Here is a 19,679-nt window from a genome sequence, read left to right as displayed (position 1 = left end):
ATGGAGACGACCGCGCGCGAGTTCAACCAGAACGCCTCACGGATCCTCGCCGCCGCTGAGCGCGGCGAGTCCATCACGGTGACCAAGAACGGGCGGCCGGTCGCCATACTCTCTCCAGTCGGCGACCAGGGCACACCGGTCCCCGCGTATCCGACGGACCCCATGGGTGAGGACGACGAGGCGCCCGTGTTCCACAGCGGCACGCCCGTGGACTGGTCGGCGGGCCGTGGTGAGTACCTGGAAGGGTTCGGGGCGTGACGGTACTGATCGCGGACACGTCGGGGCTGTACGCGTACTACGACGGCAGCGAGCCAGAGCACAAGGAGTGCCGCACGGCAGTGGCCGCCGCCTCTCACCTGGTGGTGACGCCGCTGGTGCTGGCCGAACTCGACTATCTACTGACGACACGAGTCGGTCCCGAGGCCGCGCAAGGGGCCCTGTCCCACATCCGTGACCGCGTCGCCGTGCGCCGGTACACGGTGCCCGAGGTCGAGCCGCATCTCTCTACCGCGCTGGTGACCATGCGGCGGTATCCGCAGATCGGGCTCACGGACACCATGAATGTCGTCATGGCGTCTGAGTACCGCACCGACGCAATCCTCACGCTGGACCGCCGCCACTTCCGGGCGGTACGCCCACTGACCGGGCATACCGCGTTCCATATCTGGCCGGACGACCTGTGAACAAGGCTCCGGGCCGAGTTCCACCGGGGCCCCGGCGTCCGCCTCGAAGAGCACGGCTCGGCGCACGGCGCGGATGCCGTCGCTCCGGCGTGTACGCAGGAGGCCGACTTCCTCGTAGGCTCCAAATTCGTACGGGACACAGAGGAGGCTGAGGTGGCCGAGACGACGGTGGCTGCGGTGATGGCCGAGTTGGCCGAGCTCGAGGACCCCAAGGCGCGCGAGGTGAACGAGAGGCACGGGGACGATCACGGTGTGAACCTCAGCAAGCTGCGTGCGCTCGCGAAGCGGCTGAAGACACAGCAGGAACTCGCGTGCCGGCTCTGGGAGACGGATGACACGGCGGCGAGACTGCTGGCGCTTCTGATCTGTCGCCCGAAGGCCTTCGGGCGGGACGAGTTGGACACCATGCTGCGCCAGGCGCGCGCACCCAAGGTGCACGACTGGCTCGTGAACTACGTGGTGAAGAAGAACCCGCACTCCGAAGAGCTGCGGCAGACCTGGTCCGCCGACCCCGATCCGGTCGTCGCGAGTGCCGGCTGGGCGCTGACCACCGAGCGCGTGGCGAAGCGGCCCGAGGGCCTCGACCTCGCAGGACTGCTCGACATCATCGAGGCGGAGATGAAGGGCGCCCCGGAGCGCCTGCAGTGGGCGATGAACCACTGCCTGGCCCAGATCGGCATCGAGCACGCCGAACACCGCGCCCGCGCCCTCGACATCGGTGAGCGCCTGGAGGTGCTCAAGGACTACCCCACTTCCCCGGGCTGCACCTCTCCGTTCGCGCCCGTCTGGATCACCGAGATGGTGCGCCGACAGCACGAACGGCTGTGACCCTTGCGGAAGCGGCCGGGCGCGATGCCGTACTCACGGCGGAAAGCCGCTCCGAACGCGAATTCCGTCGAGTAGCCGACCTGACGGGCGATCGCCGCCAGCGGCGCATTCGTTTCCCGGAGCAGACGGGCCCCATAGCGCAGACGCCAGCCGGTCACGTACGTCATGGGCGGTTTTCCCACCAGCGCGGTAAATCGCTTGGTGAACGCTGTCCGCGACATTCCCGCCGTCCGGCCGAGTTGCTGTACCGTCCACGGCTTGTGCGGGCTCGTGTGGATCTCACGCAGCGCGACAGAGATGGCGGGATCGCCGATCTCCGGCCAGTGCGCATCTCGATTCGACTCCAGCCATTGGCGCAGGACGTGGGTCATCAGGAGGTCCAGTGGCGCGGGGCGGATCACCCCGCCGCCCGGTGGCGACACCACGAGGACCTCGGGTAACGCTCCGAGACAGGGGTGCACTTGCCCAAGGTCGAGCCAGTATGCGCCGGAGAGGAACTCGACGTCGGCCGGATCGGGACCGTGCGGGTCCTCGCTCATGACCGCTGGGGGCAAGTCCTTGAGCAGGCATGGTTCGTGGCTGAGTCCGTGCTCGGCGCCGAACGGGGCGAGAACGACGTCGCCCGTCCTGAGCGCACGTGGCCGGCCGGTGGCCGTGATCAGCCAGGCGCTGCCCCGCAGCAGGATGTGGAACCCGCTGTCCGCGAAGGCGGGGAATCGCATGCCCCAGGAGCCCGACTCCTTGACCCGGCAGGCCTCGGCACGCCCGATCCGCACGCTGTCGATCACCTCACTGAGGATGTCCATACCGGCGGATGCTCTTTCGTGTGCGTCGGGCCCGGTACGGCCCGGGTCCACCTCTGCCGCCACAGCCTACGAAGGCTGGTACGGCCCGCACTTGAACCTCAGCGCCATCCCGGCGGAACCTGAACGCCACAACTCGGCGTCGGAGCAAGGAAAGCAGGGAGAAGGAGTACGAGGGGATCGGCCGGCGATGAACAGCACGGGAGCGGAGGCCGACGGGGCGCGCGGGGCGTTCGCCCTGGACTCCACCAGCCCGGGCGCCGCACCGCACGGATTCGACGCCTTCCGGCGCGGGTGGCGGACACAGCTCGGCGACGGCTGGCCGATGCCGACCTTCAGCCCGGCCACGACCGGTGACTTCCGGGTCAGGAGCCGCGTCGCCAGGGTGCGCGACGTGGGAATCCTCGATCTCTACGGCGCGTCGGCCATCCGGACCGCGGGCGGCCGGCACAACCACAGGGATCACGTGCGGGTGTACGTGGTGCGGCGCGGCGCATGGACCGTGGGCGGCCCAACCGATCGCGGCGAACAGACCGTGTCGGCCGGGCAGTTCCTCATCCGGCGCTTCGAGCGGCCCTCGTCCTTCGAGGCGCCGCCGCACACCACGGCGAAGATCCTCACTCTGCTCTCCGGTGCGCTCACACCCCTGCTCGGGGACGAGAGCGTCACCGGGCCGGCGGACTCGCCCGAGGTGCGCCTGCTGGTGGCCCACACGAACATGGTCCACGCCACCATCGCCGACCTCGTTCCGGCCGGTGTGCACGCCGCTCACAGCGCTCTGATCGAGCTGGCCAAGGCGGTGGCGGTAGGCCGGTTCGACGACGTGGAACCCAGGCTGGCGCCCGCGCTCGCCCAAGCCGCGAAAGACCTCGCGGACACCCATCTCGCGGATCCCGAGCTGTCCGCGGCGATGCTGGCACGTGAACTCAACGTCTCCGTACGCACGTTGCAGCGGGCGTTCGCCGCGACGGGAGACTCGGTGAGCGCCTACGTCCGTCACCGGCGGCTGGAAGAAGCCCGGCTCGCGCTCACCGCGCCGTCCGACCGACTCAGCGTCTCCGAACTCGCCGCCCACTGGCACTTCGCCGACAGCAGCCACTTCATCCGCGCCTTCAAGAAGCAGTACGGCCAGACACCCACCGAGTACGCCCGCTCGACCGGATGTGGGCCGGCAGTTCCCGACCGCTGACACGAGCCGACCGTGTACGCACGCGTATGAATCCACATCACCGGACCGGCCTCCGGCAACTATGCGCTCCGCTATGCTCGGCCCCGTTCAAGGTTTCAAGCGAATAATGACCGGCGTTGAGAAATCCGCCGGGAAGGAAACGTGAGAGAGCGCGTGATATCGGGAGGCAGCGATCATGAGGCCGGGACGCATGCGCAACGCGGCTCAGGGCGGCTGATCGCCGGTCGATATCTGCTCCACGACATCCTGGGCAGAGGCGGCATGGGCACGGTCTGGCGGGCCCACGACCAGTTGCTGGATCGCCCGGTCGCCGCCAAGGAACTCCACATCCTCACCCACGGCGACGAGGAGCACCGCATACGGGTGCGCCGCGCGATCCGCGAGGCTCGCGCGGTCGCGCGGGTGCCGCACCCGCATGTGGTGGGCATCCACGACCTGGTCGAGGCCGAGGACCGGCTGTGGATCGTCATGGAACTCGTCGAGGGGCCGTCACTCGCCCACCAGGTCGCCCGGACCGGACCGCTCACACCACAGCACACAGCCGCCCTCGGTCTGCAACTGATCGACGCGCTGGACGCCGTACACGCGGCCGGCACCCTGCACCGCGACGTCAAGCCCGCCAACGTCCTGCTGCGCCGCGACGGCAACGCCGTCCTCACGGACTTCGGCATCGCGGCCCTGGACGACGGCGAGTTGCTGACGACCACCGGCGAACTGGTCGGCTCCCTCGAGTTCATGGCGCCCGAGCGGGTCATGGGGTCGGAGGTCGGCCCGGCCTCCGACCTGTGGTCACTGGGCGCGACCCTCGCCACGGTCTGCGGCGAGCAGTCCCCGTTCCGCAGGCCGGCACGGCCCGCGACACTGCACGCGGTGGCGTACGAGGAGCCCGTCCTGTCGGAGCTGCTCGGCCCGTTGCGCCCGGTCGTCGAGGCGCTGCTGCGCAAGTCCCCGGACGAGCGTCTTTCGGCGGCGGGCGCGCGTTCCGCTCTGTGGCGTGTCGCCGCGGGAGAGGCGGACGCCGGCCCACTGCCGTCACCGACCTTGCGCGTGCTCCGGCCCTCGGCTCCGTTGACCGACGCGGACACCGTGACCAGTGGTCAGGAGCGCCTCGTACCGGCCGGGATGACCGCGCAGACGGCGCTGCACACCACGTCACTGAGACCTCAGCCCCAGCGGTCGTCCCGATCGCGGGGCCCCAAGCGGCTGTTATGGGCCGTGGCCGGTACGACGGTCCTGGCGGCCGGCGTGGGCGGCGGGCTCTTCCTCACGGGAGTGCTCCCGCTCAAGGAGGACCCGAAGACGAAGACCGTCAGTCGGGTTGTCCAGTCGACCACCGGCTGGCAGGGGGTATCCGGGGTGACTGTCCAGCGAGGAGACCGGGTAAGTGTGCGGTTCGCTTCGGGAGAGTGGACGGTCGACTACCGGAACATCCCCGTGACCGGGCCAGCCGGTTACAACGCTGAGATCGACAGGTCGCTGGACGGGGCGAAGGACTGCAAGATCAAGCCCACGGCGCCGTTCGGCACCCTGCTGGCACGCCTCTCGGGTGGGCAGGACACTCCCGTCCACGTCGTCGGTCAGAAGCTGACCTTCCAGGCGGCCAGGAACGGCACCCTGCAACTGTCGATCAACGACGGCGAGGGCTGCCTCCAGGACAACAGGGGCACGCTGACCGTGCGGGTGAGCGTCACGCACCAGCCTTGAAACGGCGACGTCAGTGACGTTGCGGTCAGACGAGCAAGGTTCCATATGCGGTGATGACCGCTGATCCGCTGACCTCGACCGTGTGCGGGCGCTGACCGGTGGCGTCCGCTCTGGCGGACATGTGCGACGGTCGCCCCATCTCGACTCCTTGCAGGATCTCGATCTGCTGTCCGAACGGGACGAGGCCGTACCGTGCGAGGTGGACCGCGAGTGGTCCGGCGGCCGATCCCGTCGCCGCGTCCTCGGCCACGCCGTAGGCCGGTGAGAACATCCGCATCCGCCACCGGGTTCCCGACCCGGCGAAGCAGATGGCGGCCATGTCCGGATGCCGTGCCAGCGCGCGCAGATCGGGTTGGACCCGGGAGAGGGCCGCCTCACTGCCGACTCCGACATAGACGTGCCGTGGCCCGTTGCGGTAGGCGTCCACCGGAAGGGTGGAGGACTTGATGCCGAGCGCGTCGAGGAGGTCGTCCCGCAACCGGTACGGCTCCCAGACGGGGACGGGCTGACGCATGCGGGCCGAGACGGTCCCGTCACTCGGGTACTGGAGGTCGACCGGGATGGTGCCGGCCGCCGTCTCGAGCCGCAGCCCGCTGCGCGCGGTGGACTCGCCGAGCACGGCCGCGGTGCCCAGCACCGGGTGTCCGGCGAACGGCAGTTCATTGACCGGGGTGAAGATCCGGACCCGCCGGTCCCCGTCACCCTGGGCGGGGAGGACGAACGTCGTCTCCGAGAGGTTCATCTCACGGGCGATCAGTTGCATCCTGGCGGCCGGAATATCGGCGGCGTTCAGGAAGACGGCCAACGGGTTGCCTTCCAGGGCCACCGTGGTGAACACGTCGACGATCACGTAGTCGTGCATCTTGATTGAGGTCAGTCCCCGTTGTTGGTGGTCAGTCCCTTGCCGCTGCTCTGCCTGCCTGGACGCCTGAGACGAGAGCGAGGCCGATCGTCGTTCCGGTCCCCGGGTAGGCGGACCCGAACGGGCTCGACGCGACGTTGCCCGCGGCGTACAGCCCGGGCACGGCCGTACCGTCCTCGCAGAGCACGCGCCCGTCGGGGTCGGTACGCGGGCCGCCACTCGTTCCGCCGAGCCCGAGGTGCACCGGAACGGCGTAGAAGGGCGGCTCACGCAGCGGCCCCAATGTCGGGTGCTCAGCTCGGGGATCGCCCATGACGCGGTCGTAGGGGTCTGCCCCGCGGTCGAAGTCCGGATCCAGGCCGTCGGCCGCCGCCTGGTTGAACCGGCTGATCGTCCTGGCGAGAGTGCGGCCCGGAACGTCGATGAGCCGCGCCAGCTCCGCCAGGGTGGCCCCTCGTCGTAAGGGCCGGACCGGAGCGATGGGATAGCGGCGGCGGTAGGCGGCGTCGACGATCAGCCAGGACGGCTCGGCGTTGCGGAAACCGTGTCCCGTGGCCCCGGAGCGGTGCAACGATCGCCCCACCTCGTGGTAGCTCTGGGCCTCGTTGGTGAACCGGCGGCCATGGTGGTCGACCAGCACGGAGCCGGGGCGCGCACGCTCGGCCAGGAGTACCCGGTGCACCGGCTCGCCGTCGATCGCGTCGTCGGGTATCCGGATGGTCGGGCACCACCAGGCCTGCGACATGTTCCGCAGCTCCGCCCCGGCGGCGATGGCCATGCGCAGTCCGTCACCGCGGGCGCCGGGCGCACCCGCGAGGCCGGGGACCGGGCCGCCCAGAAACCTGCGGACGAGCGCTTCGTCGCGTTCGAACCCACCGGTCGCGAGGACGACCCGTCCCGCGAGGGGTACGCCGTCGACTTCCACGCCGTTGCCCAGGAACCGTGTCGCTCTGGCGCGTGTGCGGACGGCGACGCCGGCGTCGAGGGCGGCGGTGAGCAGCGTGGCCACCAGCGCCTGCCCCGACGTGCGTGTCCGGGCGCGGCCGCGCTGCTCGATGAGGCCGGGTGAGGCCTGTCCCGTGACGAGTTCGGTGAGGGTCGCCGGCGGCCGCCAGGGCAGGGCGGCACGCACCAGGGCGGCGACCTTCGGTGCGGCGTCGAACGGCCGTGGCTCGAGTGACCGGCCGCCGGATCCGTACGCGCCGGGCAGCGCACCGTGGCAGTCCGGGATGGGAAGGGCGGCCCAGCGCAGCGGTGTCCTCTTCTCCAGCCATTGCGCCACGTGCGGCGCCTCGGCGACGAACCGGTCGAGTGCGGCGCCGTCCGTGTCCGCGGGCCCGCCGGCGCGGCGGAGGTGACACAGGTACGTGCGGGTGAGTTCGGGGCTGTCGTCGGCCGCGGGCGGCAGGTGGTTGTTCGGTAGCCAGACCGCCCCGCTGGACAGCGCGGTGGTGCCGCCCACCGTCGACGCCGCCTCCAGAACAGTGACGTCGGCGCCCGACTCCCGTGCGGAGAGGGCAGCGGCCAGGCCCGCCGCACCTGAGCCGACGACGATGACCGAGGTCATTTCAATGCCCCGTCATCCATGGGAATTCCGCCTCGCTTGACGACCGGCACCTCGATACCGAGGGCCCGCATCTGCTCACACGGGTTCATGAACTCCCGGATCTCCGTGATCAGCCCGTTGTCGAGGCGGAAGGAGTGGATGAAGTGGTTGCGGTAGATGCCGGGGGGATAGTCGGGGAACAGGATCTGTCCTTCTCCGTCGCACTCGACCCAGATCCGGTTCGGATCCTGGGTCTCGTGGATCTCGATGTTGGTCCACCGCCAGTCGGGGAAGCATTCCAGCGACCACGCGGCCATCCGGTACAGGTTCTGCTTCCCCGCGACCGCCGCCGGTTGTCCGGTGTCGGTCGTCCACAGACCCCCGACCGCGTCTTCGGTGAAGAGGTGGTGGCGTCGGAGCCTTGCCGGGCCTTCCGTCATGGCCAGGTACCGCTCCACGGTGGCCCGGTTCGTACGGCGGAGTTCGGCGTCGCGGTCCCATCGCTGGGACGTGGTCTCCGGTGTCACGGTCGATCTCCTCGGTCGTCGGGTTCGGTGTATGTCAGAGGGCGGAGGGAGCCGGATCGGCCGGGCGCAGCACCTCTTCGATGCGCGCGGCGAGAATGGCGGGGCCGTTGCGGGTCAGCACCGACTCGGCATGGAACTGCAGGGAGGCGAAGTGAGGTCCGCGGAGTGCGTGGACCTCGCCGGTGTCGATGTCGCGGCTGATCTCCACCAGGCCGACGCCGGGAACGTCGAGCTTGTCGGCGTCGCTGTGCGCGCAGAACGTGTTGTAGAACCCGACCGTTTCTTTCTCGCCGAACAGCTCGATCTCGCGTTGCGTGCCCTGGTGGGGCTCGGCGCGGCGGCGCGTGTCCAGGCCGAGGACCAGGCTGAGTACCTGGTGGCTCAGGCACACGGCGAGGAACGGCTTCCGCTGGGCCAGCAGCATGCCGATCGCCCGGCGGACGTGCGACATTCTGCGATCGTCGGCGTCTCGGGGATCGCCCGGCCCGGGACCCATCACGACGAGGTCGTCCGCGTCCCACTCATACGGTTCGTCCCAGCCCCGGACGGTCACCGTCAGGCCCAGCGACCGGAGTTGCGAGGCGATCATCGCGGTGAACATGTCCTCGGCGTCCACCACCAGGACCCTGCGCGGGGGCGAACCGGGCGCGAGTGCCGAGGGTGCGTGTCCCTCGCCGAGCCAGAACCCGGCGAGACCGCGTCTACGGCGATCGAGTGCTGCTCGCACGACGGGCTGCTCGCCGAGCGGGCCGGGCGCCGCTCGCACGACGGGCTGCCCCCCGAGCGGGCCAGGTGCTGCCGATGCGACGGGATGCTCCCCGAGCCGATCGGGTGGGCCGAGCGGGCCGGGCGCTGCCGATACGACGGGATGCTCGACGAGCGGGCCAGGTGCTGCTCGTCGGACGGGATACTCCCCGAGGGGGCCGCGTGCTGCTCGCACGACGGGATGCGGGGCCGGCGGGTCGGGGTGCATGGCGCGCAGCAGGGTCGCTGCCTTTGCGTGGGTCTCCGCCGCCTCGGCTGCCGGATCCGAGTGCCGTACCAGCGTCGCGCCGACGCCGATCTCGACGCGGCCCGTCGGGTCGAGATCGGCCGTGCGGATCAGGATGGCCGAGTCGAGGCTGGGACCGCCCTGGCCGTCCCGGCCGATCAGCGCGGCGACCCCGCCGTAGTAGCCGCGTCCGGTCGGCTCGTACCGGGCGATCACCCGGCAGGCGCTGGCCAGCGGGCTGCCGGTCACCGTGGGCGCGAACATCGTCTCCGCCAGGATGTCCAGCGGACGCCGGTGGGATCGGCCGGTGATGAGGTACTCGGTGTGCGCGAGCCGCGCCATCTCCTTGAGCCGTGGGCCCGCGACCCGGCCACCGCCGTCACAGATGCGGGCCATCATCTTCAGTTCCTCGTCGAGCACCATGTGCAGCTCGTCGGATTCCTTGTCACTGTCGAGGAACTCCATCAGTCCGGCCAGGCTGGGGCCGCCGGCGGGATAGCGGTACGTGCCGCTGATCGGGTTCATCACCGCGTTGCCGTGGTGCAGGCTGACGTGGCGTTCCGGTGTGGCGCCGACGAAGGTGCGTGTTCCGGTGTGGATGAGGAACGTCCAGTACGCGCCGGACTCCTGCTCGCACAGCCGCCGGAAGACGGTGCGTGCCGCGGTGACACGGTCGTCGGTGAGGTGCCCGACGAACGATCGTCTGATCACGAAGTTGGACCCCGCACCCCGGCCGATCTCGTCGGTGACGATCTGTCCGACCGTCCGGGCGTAGGTCTCGTCGTCGATGTCGAAGTGACCGTCCCGGAGTCGGACGGGCGTCTGCGGGATGAGACCGAGCACGTCGGACAGCGGCACCACCGCCTGCTCGGTGATCCGCATCGCGGTCAGCGGCGCCCCGTCGTCGACGCACGCGAGGCCGCGTTCACCGAGTTGCCGGTAGGGAATGACGGCGAGGACCTGGTGCCCCGGCTCGTCGCAGTCCTCGGCGACCGGGATGCCGGCAAGCGTCTCCGGCTCGTACAACTCACCCGTCAGCACCTCGAGCCGGTGCGGACCGGTCCGGTCCGGACGGTGCAGCAGCGCGAACGGGGGCGGATCCGGCGCCAGCACCCGGGCGAGAAGGTCCGAGGCGCCGGTCACGGCAGGACCTGTGCCCTCGTGCCCACGACGGAGCAGTGCCGCGCCGCGTACTCCATGGCGCGTCGGTGGTCCCCGGCCGAGAAGCCGGCGGTCGCGTCGGCCACGAGGAACGGCTGGATGTCGTTGCTGAACGCGTCGACCGCGCTGACCAGGACGCCCACGTGGACGTACACACCGCAGATGACAAGCTGATCGGCACCGTGCCGACGCAGCCAGGGCAGCAGATCGGTACGGAAGAACGCGCTGTACCGCCACTTCGTGAACACCGCGTCCTGCGGGCCGGGGGCGAGTGGTTCGGGCACGTCGCGATGGGCCGGTACGGCCTCCATTCCGGCGCCCCAGAAGTCGGCCAGCAGACCGCGTTCGCGTGAGTTCATGCCACCGGGCTGCATCGTGTACGCCACCGGCATGCCCAGCTCCCGGCACCGGTCCCGCACCGAGACCGTGTTCCGTACGAGTTGTGCGGCCATGGATTCAGGTAAAGGGCGCAGGAAGAACTGCTGCATGTCGTGTATCAACAGAGCGCTGCGCCGCGGATCGACAGTCCAGGCGGCCACGTTGTGCGGCATATCCGCGGACGTCGGAAACGGATATGGCTCGATGGCCGGAATACCTGCCATGGGACACCCCAAGTTGTGCGGCGTTTCTCCGCTCACCCTAGGAAGATCCGTACAGAGCCGATTGAATCTCAGCGACACGCTGACGGAACATCAGCGCCTCGCCGACTCCAGCTCCTTGAGTTGGGCGTTGGTGCGCCGGGTCCGTCGGAGACGCTCGGTCAGCGGTGTGCGGGCATCGGGAAGCACGCGTTGGGCGTGGAACAGGATCCTGAGAAACAGGCGGATGAATCGCTCGCGGCCAGGGCTGATCCAGCCGATCCGGTGCAGACGGCAGACTCGCTCTCCGGCGAGGTAGCGGGTCAGATCACGACCGAAGGCACGGAGGGGTGCCGGGAACCAGCGCTCGGCGAAGAAATACATCATCGCGGTGGCGACACGGTGACCGGACTCGGTCGGTTCGAACGGCCGGGAGTCGAAGCTGCGGGCGAATTCCTCCATCGCGTTCCAGTCCTCGGGGAATGCCTCCCCGGCCAGAGGACCGGATTCGCGTTCCAGGAGGCGGAAGACGGCCTGCGCCCAGTGGTGCCAGGCGCGTTTCATGTGCTCGGGCATTCCGGGCAGGCCCAGCGAGGTCTGGTGCCGGTGGGCGAAGGTGGCCAGCAGGACCAACGCGTAGACGTAGTCGTCGACGTCGTCGAAATTGCCGGGCAAATGCGGGGTCCTTCTGGCGACGGCCATATGGATGCGATTCAGCCGCTCGGCGGCTTTGCGGCCCACCTCGCTGGAGACCCCGTCGACCATCCAGGCCACGAGGAAGTCGTTGCCGTCCTGGAAACGCCGGTGCGGCTTGGTCGCCAGCTTTCCCGTGTGGTCCAGCGTGGCTGCCGCGATGCCCGGCTGCATCATGTGCATGGTGCCCGGATAGATCATCATCGCCAGGGCGAACTCGGGAACCCGGTGGTTGACGTAGAGCGAGATCATCCTCTCCCACTCGGTCTCCGGATCCATCCGGGCCAGTTCGCGGTCCAGCCACTTGTACCCACGGCGCAACGTCGGTTCCTCCCAGGGCGCGGCCTTCGGGGCGTGACGCTCACCCTAGGGAGACCGACGCGGCGCACCTTGTACCGCGGCGCCATCCCGACGGAACATCAGCGCCAGCCCGCCTTCAACTTCCGTCTCACGGAACACTCTTGACGCGTCCACGCCCGCCGGTATGGTCTAGGCCAAGCCCTTCGCATTCCTGGTCCCCCACCCATGAGAAGCCGACCCGCCGTACCGGGGTCCCCACACCCCCGCACATCCGCGGAACGGCTTCCAGTGAAGGAGAGAACATGCACGCAAGGAAGAAGACGGCCCTGCTCATCGGCGCGGCGCTCGCCCCGGTGATCGCCGTGAGCCTGCCCGCGTCCTCCGCGAGCGCACACGGCTACATCTCCAACCCGCCCAGCAGGCAGGCACAGTGTGCCGCCGGGACGGTCAGCTGCGGCGACATCACCTACGAGCCGCAGAGCGTCGAAGGCCCGAAGGGGCTGACCAGCTGCAGCGGCGGCAACTCCCGCTTCGCCGAGCTCGACGACGACGCCAAGGGCTGGAAGGTCACTCCGGTGAGCGGCACCACCGAGTTCCAGTGGAACCTGACGGCCCGTCACTCCACCAGCACCTGGCAGTACTTCGCCGGCGGACAGAAGATCGCCGAGTTCAACGACAACGGCGCCCAGCCCGGCGCGACGGTCACCCACCAGGTGAACTTCGGCGGCCTGACCGGCCCGCAGAAGGTGCTCGCCGTCTGGAACATCGCGGACACCTCCAACGCCTTCTACGCCTGCATCGACGTCAACGTCGGCAGCTGAAGCGGCAGTTCACCCGCTCTCTCGCACCCTGATCCATGGAGTGATGTCCCCATGCGTCGACGTACGCTCGGGCTGCTGACCGCGACCGGTGCGGCAACCCTGCTCTCCTTCGCGACCCTCGCCCCGCAGGCCCTGGCGCAGAAGACGACGGCAGCCGCCGATTTCGTCGTCAGTGAAAGCCAGTTCGACCAGATGTTCCCGAACCGGAACTCCTTCTACACGTACAGCGGTCTCACGGCCGCGCTGAGCGCGTACCCCGGTTTCACCACGACCGGCAGCGACACCGTGCGCAAGCAAGAGGCCGCGGCCTTCCTGGCGAACGTCAGCCATGAGACGGGCGGCCTGGTCCACATCGTCGAGCAGAACGAGGCGAACTACCCGCACTACTGCGACACGAGCCAGCCGTACGGCTGCCCCGCGGGCCACGACAAGTACTACGGCCGTGGTCCGATCCAGCTCAGCTGGAACTTCAACTACAAGGCGGCGGGCGACGCCTTGGGCATCGATCTACTCAACAACCCCGACCTGGTGCAGAACGACTCCGCCGTGTCCTGGAAGACCGGGCTCTGGTACTGGAACACGCAGACCGGGCCCGGGACCATGACACCGCACAACGCCATGGTCAACAGCGCCGGATTCGGCGAGACCATCCGCAGCATCAACGGCAGTCTGGAGTGCAACGGCGGAAACCCGTCGCAGGTACAGAGCCGCATCGACAAGTACCAGCAGTTCACGCAGATCCTGGGCGTGGACCCGGGCGGCAACCTCAGCTGCTGACGCCCGCCCCCGTCGGGATCGCGCCCCGCCTCGCGGGCGGGGCGCGGTCCCTCAGCCCTTCACCGCGCCGGCGGTGAGCCCCTGGACGATGTGGCGGCTGGCGAAGGCGAACAGCACCATCGTGGGCAGGATGGTGAGGACCGCCGCCGCGGACATCGAGCCCCAGTCGATGTTGAAGCTGGAGATGAACCCGTTCAGGGCCGTGGGGACGGTCTTGTTGCTGTCGCTGTTCATCAGCGTCACCGACAGGAACAGCTCGTTCCAGCAGTTGACGAAGTTGAAGATGAACGCGGCCACGATCCCGGGACGCATCACCGGCAGCAACACCCGGAACAGCGCCCCGAACCGGGACAGACCGTCGATCATGGCGGCCTCCTCCAGCGCGTCCGGGATGTTCTCGAAGAACCCGCGCAGCATCACCGTGCAGAACGGGATGCAGACGGCGATGTAGACGAGGATCAGCCCGAGCCGGTTGTCGACCAGCTGGAGGTCGGTCATCAGCAGGTACAGCGGTCCCAGCGCGATGAAGGTCGGGATCATCTGGGTGACCAACGCGGCCATCAACAGCGCTGACTTGGTACGGAACTCGAAGCGGGCGAGCACGTACGCCGACAGCATCGAGATCACCGTGGCCACCGCGCCCGCGATGGTCGCGACGATGAGGCTGTTGGTGAGGTAGACGCCGAAGTCGGCCTTGCCGAACAGCCCGTTGTAGTTCTCCAGCGAGAAGTGCTCGGGCCAGTAGGCGATCGGGAAGGCGAAGATGTCGCCGGGCGCCTTCAGCGACGTGATGGTGATCCAGTAGAGCGGGAAGACGGTGAAGACCAGCCACAGCCCCAGGAAGGTGAACTTGGCGGCCCGGCCGGCCGTGGACTCCTTGCCGATCACGGCTTCACCTCTCGCTTCTCGCGCGTGGCCAGCAGGAAGAAGACCGCGAACACCAGCAGCGTGGCGACCACGATCAGGCCGAGCGCGGAGGCCCTGCCGTAGTCACCCTGCTGGGTGATCTTGATCATCCAGGTGGTCACGATGTGCGTCTCGTTATTGGGTCCGCCGCCGGTCATCCCGAAGATCAGGTCGGGGAAGTTGAAGATCCAGATGACGCGCAGCAGCACGGTCAGCGCGAGGGTGACCCTGATGTACGGGATCGTGATCTGGAACAGCGTGCGCACCTTGCCGGCGCCGTCGAGCGCCGCCGCCTCGTACAGCTCCTCGGGGATGGACTGCAACGCGGCCAGGATCATGATCGTGAAGAAGGTGACCCCGTACCAGACGTTGGCGACCACGACGGCGAACATCGCCGTCTTCGGGTCGGCCAGCCAGGCGACCGGCTCGTCGATCAGCCCCGCCTTCTGCAGCAGGTCGTTGACGACGCCGAACTCGCTGTTGAACAGCCAGCGGAACAGGATGCCGATGAGGAATCCGGAGATCGCCCAGGGGAAGAAGACCAGCGCCTGGTAGAGGCCACGGAAGCGGAACTTCCGGCGCAGCCACAGGGCGAGGGCGAAGCCGATCACCAGTTGGGGCACGATCGACCCGAACACCCAGACAGCGGTGTTGCCGAGCACGGTGCCCCAGGCGGGGTCGGCGAAGACATCGCGGAAGTTCTGCAGGCCCACCCACGAGGTGTCGGACAGATCCGTCAGATTCCAGTGGCGGAAGGCCATCTGACTGCCGGCGACCATGGGGTAGTACGTGAAGACCGCCACGAAGATCGCGGCCGGGGCCATGAAGGCGGCGATGAGCAGGCCGCGCCGGGAGGTGAACTCCGGCTTGCGGCGGCCCCGTTCCGCGCCGCGGGCGGGCGGGGCGCCCCCCTTCCCGTTCCGGGAGGAGCGCGTCGACGCCGTTTTCGTCGTTTCCGTGGTACTCGTCGCTTCGGACGCGGTGGGCATGCCTACTGCTCCTGCTGCCGCTTCTCGGTCCAGTACGTGTCCCAGCCGGCCAGCAGTTCCTTGGGCGTCGTCTTGCCGAGCACCATCTTCTGGATGTCGGCATCGGCCTTCTGCTGCCACTCGGTCCACCAGGCGACGCCGCGCGGCTGGCTGACGTTGAGGTACTTCTCCGGGTGCTCCGTCATGGTGACGTAGCTGGACCAGGGGCCGGTCTTGTAGAACGGGTCCTCGGTCGCCGACTTGAGGATCGGCACCAGGCTGTTCTTCTTGGTGAAGGTCGTCGACGCCTCTCCCTCGGAGAGGAACTCGACCAGTTTGACGGCCTCGGCCTTGTTCTTGCTGCCGTCCGCGACGCCCCATCCGGCGGTGGCCAGCGGCTGGACGGTCTTGCCGCTGGGGCCCGCCACCAGCGGTGCGGTGTCCCACTGGTCCTTCGTGATCGCCTTGGACTCCGAGACCGTGGCGATCACTTCGGGATCCTGGAGCAGGAAGGCCGTGGAGCCGTTGGAGAAGCCCTCGACCATCTCCGGGTAGCCCCAGGACACGGACGACTTCGGGGACGCCTGCTTGAAGAGCTTGAGATAGGTCTCCATGGCGTCGAGGGCCTCGGGCGCGGAGAAGATCGTACTGCCGTCCTTCAGCTTGAAGCCGTCGGCGGGGTCGATCTCGTCGGCGACGTACGCCTCGATGACGGCGGTGGCGTTGCCGTTGGCGTTGGTCCCGCCGCGGAAGGCGTATCCGTAGCGGCGCTTGGCCGGGTCGTGGATGGCGGAGGCCTGCGTCAGCAGTTCCTCCCAGGTGGCCGGCGGCTTGCTGAAGCCTGCCTCCTTGATCAGGTCGGTGCGGTAGAAGACGCTCAGGCCGTAGAAGCCGTACGGGACGAAGTACGTCTTGCCGTCGGCGTTCTCGGAGGCCTTGACGGCGTTCTCCGTCATGGCCTGCCAGCCCTTCCAGGGCCCCAGGTCCTTCTTCATGTCGTAGAGCCAGCCATTGTTCGACCATGGGCCCACGGTGGTGTCCCGCACCTCGAGGGTGTCCACGCCGCTGCCGGACTGGAGCATCTGCTGGATCTTCTGGTCGGCCTGCTCGGTGGGCGGGGAGATCAGATTGACCTTGATCTTGGGGTTCTGCTGTTCGAAGTCCGCTATGAGGTCCTTCAGCAGGTCCGTGCGGGCGGGGTTCGTCAGGCTCTCGACCATGTTGAGAGTGACGGTTCCGCCGCTGCCACCACCGCTCATGGCGGAGCAGCCGGACAGGACCAACGCACTGGCTGTGCCGAGGGCGAGAGCTGCCGTCCTTCTTCTCATCGTGCCGACCTCTTCCTTGCTACGGCCGCGCTGGCAGCGGCTTCGGGGACGGGGGGTTGGAGGGGGTGCGCCGCCTACGACGCGCCGGGCTGTTCGCGGGCCGCGCGGGCCCACTCGCCGAGGACGGGGACGCAGGCCTCGGCGAAGTACTCGTAGTCGGCCGCGGTGTTGTACACGTGGGCGGACAGCCGCAGGTAGCCGACGCCGCCGAAGCTGGTGAAGGCCGTCTCCACGCCCAGTTCGCGGGCCGCCCGGTCGCGCAGCGCGTCGGCCTCGACGCGGTTGCCGGCCAGCCCCGCGGGCAGCCGCACCAGCCGCATGCCGGGAACGGGCATGCCCACGTCGACCGCGCTGGAGACGCCGGTCAGCTCGGCGAAGGCGGCGCCGACGACGCGCTCGCCGTAGCCGGCCAGGTCCTCCATGTACCGGCGGGCGGTACCCCAGCCCCAGGTCCGCTCGATGAAGTCCAGTGCCGTCGGCGCCGCCAGACAGCCGGTGACGTCGACCGTGCCCTGCTGGTCGAAGCGGTCGGGATACGGATCGGCGGCGCCCCACGAGTCGATCAGGGGGTAGAGCTGGTCGCGCAGTGCTCCGCGGGCGACCAGCGCGGCGGTGCCGCGGGGTGCGCAGCCCCACTTGTGCAGGTTGCCGACCCAGAAGTCGCAGGTCACGCCGTCGAGGGGGGCGGCGATCAGACCGGGGACGTGCGCGCCGTCCACGAGCAGCGGGATGCCGCGCCGCCGGGCCTCCGCGCCGATCCGTTCCACCGGCATCCGGCGTGCGGTCGCCGAGGTGATGTGGTCGAGGACGACGAGGTCGGTGGCCTCGCCCAACTCGGCGGCGACGGCTTCGTACGCCTGCTCCTCGTCCGCGTCCAGCGGCACCCGGGCGGTGCGGACCCGGCCGCCCCAGCGGCGGGCCAGCCGTTCGGCGCCCATGGTCACGGCGCCGTAGCCATGATCGGTGACGACGATCTCGCCACCACGGCGGCGGGAGAGGGCGGCGTACACGACGCTGACACCGGCGCTCGCGTTGGGCACCAGGGCGAGGTCGTCGGGGGCGACCCGCAGGAAGTCGGCGAGTTCGACCCGGGTGGCGGCGATCCGCTGCGGCAGCGCCGGGAACCACACCACCGGGGAGCGGTCCATCTCCGCACGCAGCCGGCTCTGCCGCTCCTGCGCCACCAGGGGGACCGCCCCGAACGAGCCGTGGTTCAGGTGCTTCATCGCGGGGTCCAGCGACCAGGCCCCGGCGGCGGGCCGGCCGTCGGCCAGCAGCAGCGGGCGCGGGGCTGTGGTGACCTCGGTCTCGCTCACGTGACTCCACATCTGCCGGACGGGCACCCTGACAGGACATCGGACACCCGCCAAGGTACGTATGATGACTCGGCATCCTGGCAGTCGATTTTCCAGCAATCAAGGGGTCGAACAGCGATAGTCATCAGATGACTCAGTCTCGATACACCCAAGACATCTGATGACTCACGATCCGGCGACTCGGTACAGTTCCGGGAGGGTCCGGACGCCGCCGCCGGCCCGTCAGGGTCACGGGAGGAGTCGGATGTCCGCAGTCGACAAGGCGTTCCACGGCCTACGGCACATGATCGGGACGGGGCGCCTCGGCGCGGGCGAGCGCATGCCGCCCGAAGGGGAACTCTGCGAGGAACTCGGCGTCTCCCGGGGGTCGTTGCGCGAGGCCGTACGGATGCTCGCGGCCCTGGGAGTGGTCGAACCGCGGCACGGCTCCGGCACCTACGTCTCCCAGCTCAGGCCGGAGGACGTCATCGGCAGCCTCTCGCTGACCCTCGAACTCCTGCCGCTGACCGGCCTGTTGGAGGTGTACGAGATCCGGCGGGTACTGGAGTCCCACGTCGCGGCGCAGGCCGCGGCGCGCTGCACACCGGAGTCCGTGGAGACCCTCTTCTCCCTCATCGAGGACATGGAGGCCACCGCCGACCCCACCAAGGCCTCCGAGCTCGACCACCGCTTCCACGCCGAGATCGCCCGGATCGGCGGCAACCCCACCCTGGCCACCCTGCTCTCCGTCTTCCGCGCCCGCTCCCGCAAGTACCAGGTCTTCACCCTCCCCGAGGGCCCTGAGCTGCGCCGCAAGAGCGACGCCGACCACCGCAACCTGGCCACCGCCATCGCCGACCACGACCCCGTCGCCGCGGCCGGCGCCGCACAGGCCCACGTGGCACAGACGGAGCGGTGGCTCCGGGCCTTCATGCCTCCCGTCGAGGAAGTGTGATTCAGCGCTTCCGGGAGCGGGAGCGGGGGTGGGCGCGCGGGTGCGGGTGCGGGATGTGGTGCGGTTCGTGGAGGTACCAGTAGCGGCCGACGAGGGCGCCGCCGAAGACGACGAAGCCGACACCGACGAGCCAGGACGTCACGATCAGGACGGTGCCGACCGAACCGTACGAGTCCGCGTTGCTCACGATGAGCGGGGAGAAGACCAGGGAGGAGAACACACGCAGGCCGCCCAGGCCCACCATCGTGGCGATGGCGCCCGGCAGGAGAGCGCGCCAGGGGATCCGGCCGCCCAGCAGGAAGCGCTGTCCCCACCAGAAGAAGAGCACGCCGAGCAGCGTGCTCAGCACGATCCGCGCCCATGACCGCAGGGTTCCCGGCCCCAGCGCGGCCCCGCTCTGCGCTTCGGCGAAAAGGTAGGCCGTCAGCACGACAAGCCACACCACACGTCGCCATACGGTGTGCCAGCGCCCGGCCGGCAGGTCCCACACCTTCTCGTAGCCGGTCTGGACACTGCCCGCGAACGGCACGCCGAAGAGCGCCAGCAACGCCACGCTCAGGACGCTGATCGTGCTCAGCACCTTGCGGGGGGCGGCGAAGAGGTCCTGCACTGCGTCGGCGGAACGCCCGGACAGCCCCATGCCGTCCACGAGCCACAGGGCGAAGCCCCGTTCCTGGATCGGGGCCGCCGCCGCGACCACGATCAGCAGCGGGGCGATCGTCACCAGCCCGAGGGCCGCGAAGCCCATGGCCCGGTGCATCAGC

At 69.2% G+C, this 19,679-nt stretch carries 20 protein-coding genes; 8 read left to right on the top strand and 12 right to left on the bottom strand.

The window, feature by feature from the left end:
- The 3 genes from KCH48_RS17520 to KCH48_RS17510 all read left to right on the top strand — a co-directional run bounded on the left by KCH48_RS17520 (position 1) and on the right by KCH48_RS17510 (position 1,511).
- Complete coding sequence (locus KCH48_RS17520; RefSeq protein ID WP_210575156.1) at positions 1-258, top strand: type II toxin-antitoxin system Phd/YefM family antitoxin; 258 nt, start codon at positions 1-3, stop codon at positions 256-258.
- Entirely contained in the window at positions 255-683 is a 429-nt protein-coding gene (locus tag KCH48_RS17515) for a PIN domain-containing protein (protein ID WP_210575155.1), read from the top strand. Before KCH48_RS17520 ends, KCH48_RS17515 begins: the two co-directional genes overlap by 4 nt.
- 180 nt (positions 684-863) lie before the next feature.
- On the top strand, positions 864-1,511 hold the full coding sequence (locus tag KCH48_RS17510; protein WP_210575496.1) for a DNA alkylation repair protein: 648 nt from the start codon (positions 864-866) through the stop codon (positions 1,509-1,511).
- On the opposite strand, the gene KCH48_RS17505 is transcribed toward KCH48_RS17510, so the two are convergent.
- Positions 1,427-2,317, bottom strand: coding sequence for an AraC family transcriptional regulator (locus tag KCH48_RS17505; protein WP_210575154.1), 891 nt, complete (start codon positions 2,315-2,317; stop codon positions 1,427-1,429). The two genes, KCH48_RS17510 and KCH48_RS17505, sit on opposite strands and share 85 nt — an antisense overlap.
- A 187-nt stretch (positions 2,318-2,504) precedes the next feature.
- Here KCH48_RS17505 and KCH48_RS42270 point away from each other — a divergent pair, with 187 nt between their 5' ends.
- On the top strand, positions 2,505-3,503 hold the full coding sequence (locus KCH48_RS42270) for a helix-turn-helix domain-containing protein (RefSeq protein WP_246885456.1): 999 nt from the start codon (positions 2,505-2,507) through the stop codon (positions 3,501-3,503).
- Between the two features lie 141 nt (positions 3,504-3,644).
- Positions 3,645-5,207: a serine/threonine-protein kinase gene (locus KCH48_RS17495; RefSeq protein ID WP_210575153.1), complete on the top strand. Its 1,563-nt coding sequence runs from the start codon at positions 3,645-3,647 to the stop codon at positions 5,205-5,207.
- A 25-nt stretch (positions 5,208-5,232) separates the two neighbouring features.
- Here KCH48_RS17495 and KCH48_RS17490 read toward each other — a convergent pair whose 3' ends face one another.
- The 6 genes from KCH48_RS17490 to KCH48_RS17465 all read right to left on the bottom strand — a co-directional run bounded on the left by KCH48_RS17490 (position 5,233) and on the right by KCH48_RS17465 (position 11,886).
- Positions 5,233-6,069: a PhzF family phenazine biosynthesis protein gene (locus KCH48_RS17490; RefSeq protein WP_210575152.1), complete on the bottom strand. Its 837-nt coding sequence runs from the start codon at positions 6,067-6,069 to the stop codon at positions 5,233-5,235.
- Between the two features lie 31 nt (positions 6,070-6,100).
- Positions 6,101-7,636 (bottom strand): FAD-dependent oxidoreductase, encoded by a 1,536-nt coding sequence (locus KCH48_RS17485; RefSeq protein WP_210575151.1) that lies wholly within the window; start codon positions 7,634-7,636, stop codon positions 6,101-6,103.
- Complete coding sequence (locus tag KCH48_RS17480) at positions 7,633-8,142, bottom strand: PhzA/PhzB family protein (protein ID WP_210575149.1); 510 nt, start codon at positions 8,140-8,142, stop codon at positions 7,633-7,635. Before KCH48_RS17480 ends, KCH48_RS17485 begins: the two co-directional genes overlap by 4 nt.
- 34 nt (positions 8,143-8,176) lie before the next feature.
- On the bottom strand, positions 8,177-10,276 hold the full coding sequence (locus KCH48_RS17475) for an anthranilate synthase family protein (RefSeq protein ID WP_210575147.1): 2,100 nt from the start codon (positions 10,274-10,276) through the stop codon (positions 8,177-8,179).
- Positions 10,273-10,833, bottom strand: a complete 561-nt coding sequence (locus KCH48_RS17470) for an isochorismatase family protein (protein WP_374104689.1) — start codon at positions 10,831-10,833, stop codon at positions 10,273-10,275. Before KCH48_RS17470 ends, KCH48_RS17475 begins: the two co-directional genes overlap by 4 nt.
- 153 nt (positions 10,834-10,986) lie before the next feature.
- Positions 10,987-11,886 carry an oxygenase MpaB family protein gene (locus KCH48_RS17465; RefSeq protein ID WP_210575143.1) on the bottom strand — a complete coding sequence of 300 codons (900 nt, stop codon included), beginning with the start codon at positions 11,884-11,886 and terminating at the stop codon, positions 10,987-10,989.
- Between the two features lie 281 nt (positions 11,887-12,167).
- Here KCH48_RS17465 and KCH48_RS17460 point away from each other — a divergent pair, with 281 nt between their 5' ends.
- Positions 12,168-12,686, top strand: a complete 519-nt coding sequence (locus KCH48_RS17460) for a lytic polysaccharide monooxygenase auxiliary activity family 9 protein (protein WP_210575140.1) — start codon at positions 12,168-12,170, stop codon at positions 12,684-12,686.
- 51 nt (positions 12,687-12,737) lie between these two features.
- Positions 12,738-13,463, top strand: a complete 726-nt coding sequence (locus KCH48_RS17455) for a chitinase (RefSeq protein ID WP_210575138.1) — start codon at positions 12,738-12,740, stop codon at positions 13,461-13,463.
- Between the two features lie 51 nt (positions 13,464-13,514).
- Here the strand turns inward: KCH48_RS17455 and KCH48_RS17450 are convergent, their stop codons facing one another.
- The 4 genes from KCH48_RS17450 to KCH48_RS17435 all read right to left on the bottom strand — a co-directional run bounded on the left by KCH48_RS17450 (position 13,515) and on the right by KCH48_RS17435 (position 17,981).
- The gene (locus tag KCH48_RS17450; RefSeq protein WP_210575136.1) at positions 13,515-14,351 is read right to left on the bottom strand and encodes a carbohydrate ABC transporter permease; all 837 of its coding nucleotides are present in this window, start codon (positions 14,349-14,351) and stop codon (positions 13,515-13,517) included.
- Positions 14,348-15,358, bottom strand: a complete 1,011-nt coding sequence (locus KCH48_RS17445; protein ID WP_210575134.1) for a carbohydrate ABC transporter permease — start codon at positions 15,356-15,358, stop codon at positions 14,348-14,350. The genes KCH48_RS17450 and KCH48_RS17445 overlap by 4 nt, the downstream gene beginning before the upstream one ends.
- Before the next feature lie 2 nt (positions 15,359-15,360).
- Entirely contained in the window at positions 15,361-16,665 is a 1,305-nt protein-coding gene (locus tag KCH48_RS17440; RefSeq protein WP_210575131.1) for a sugar ABC transporter substrate-binding protein, read from the bottom strand.
- Positions 16,666-16,739: 74 nt separating this feature from the next.
- Positions 16,740-17,981 (bottom strand): aminotransferase class V-fold PLP-dependent enzyme, encoded by a 1,242-nt coding sequence (locus tag KCH48_RS17435; RefSeq protein ID WP_210575129.1) that lies wholly within the window; start codon positions 17,979-17,981, stop codon positions 16,740-16,742.
- 244 nt (positions 17,982-18,225) lie between these two features.
- Between KCH48_RS17435 and KCH48_RS17430 the strand changes: the two genes are divergently transcribed.
- On the top strand, positions 18,226-18,915 hold the full coding sequence (locus tag KCH48_RS17430; protein WP_210575127.1) for a FadR/GntR family transcriptional regulator: 690 nt from the start codon (positions 18,226-18,228) through the stop codon (positions 18,913-18,915).
- Position 18,916: 1 nt separating this feature from the next.
- On the opposite strand, the gene KCH48_RS17425 is transcribed toward KCH48_RS17430, so the two are convergent.
- Positions 18,917-19,675 carry a YhjD/YihY/BrkB family envelope integrity protein gene (locus tag KCH48_RS17425; protein WP_210575125.1) on the bottom strand — a complete coding sequence of 253 codons (759 nt, stop codon included), beginning with the start codon at positions 19,673-19,675 and terminating at the stop codon, positions 18,917-18,919.
- Between the last annotated feature and the right edge of the window lie 4 nt (positions 19,676-19,679).

Origin of the sequence: Streptomyces sp. GESEQ-4 (assembly GCF_017948455.1) — a bacterium.
Classification (GTDB): Bacteria; Actinomycetota; Actinomycetes; order Streptomycetales; family Streptomycetaceae; genus Streptomyces.
The sequence above is the reverse complement of the archived record's forward strand: the minus strand, read 5'-3'. Positions and strand labels throughout refer to the sequence as shown.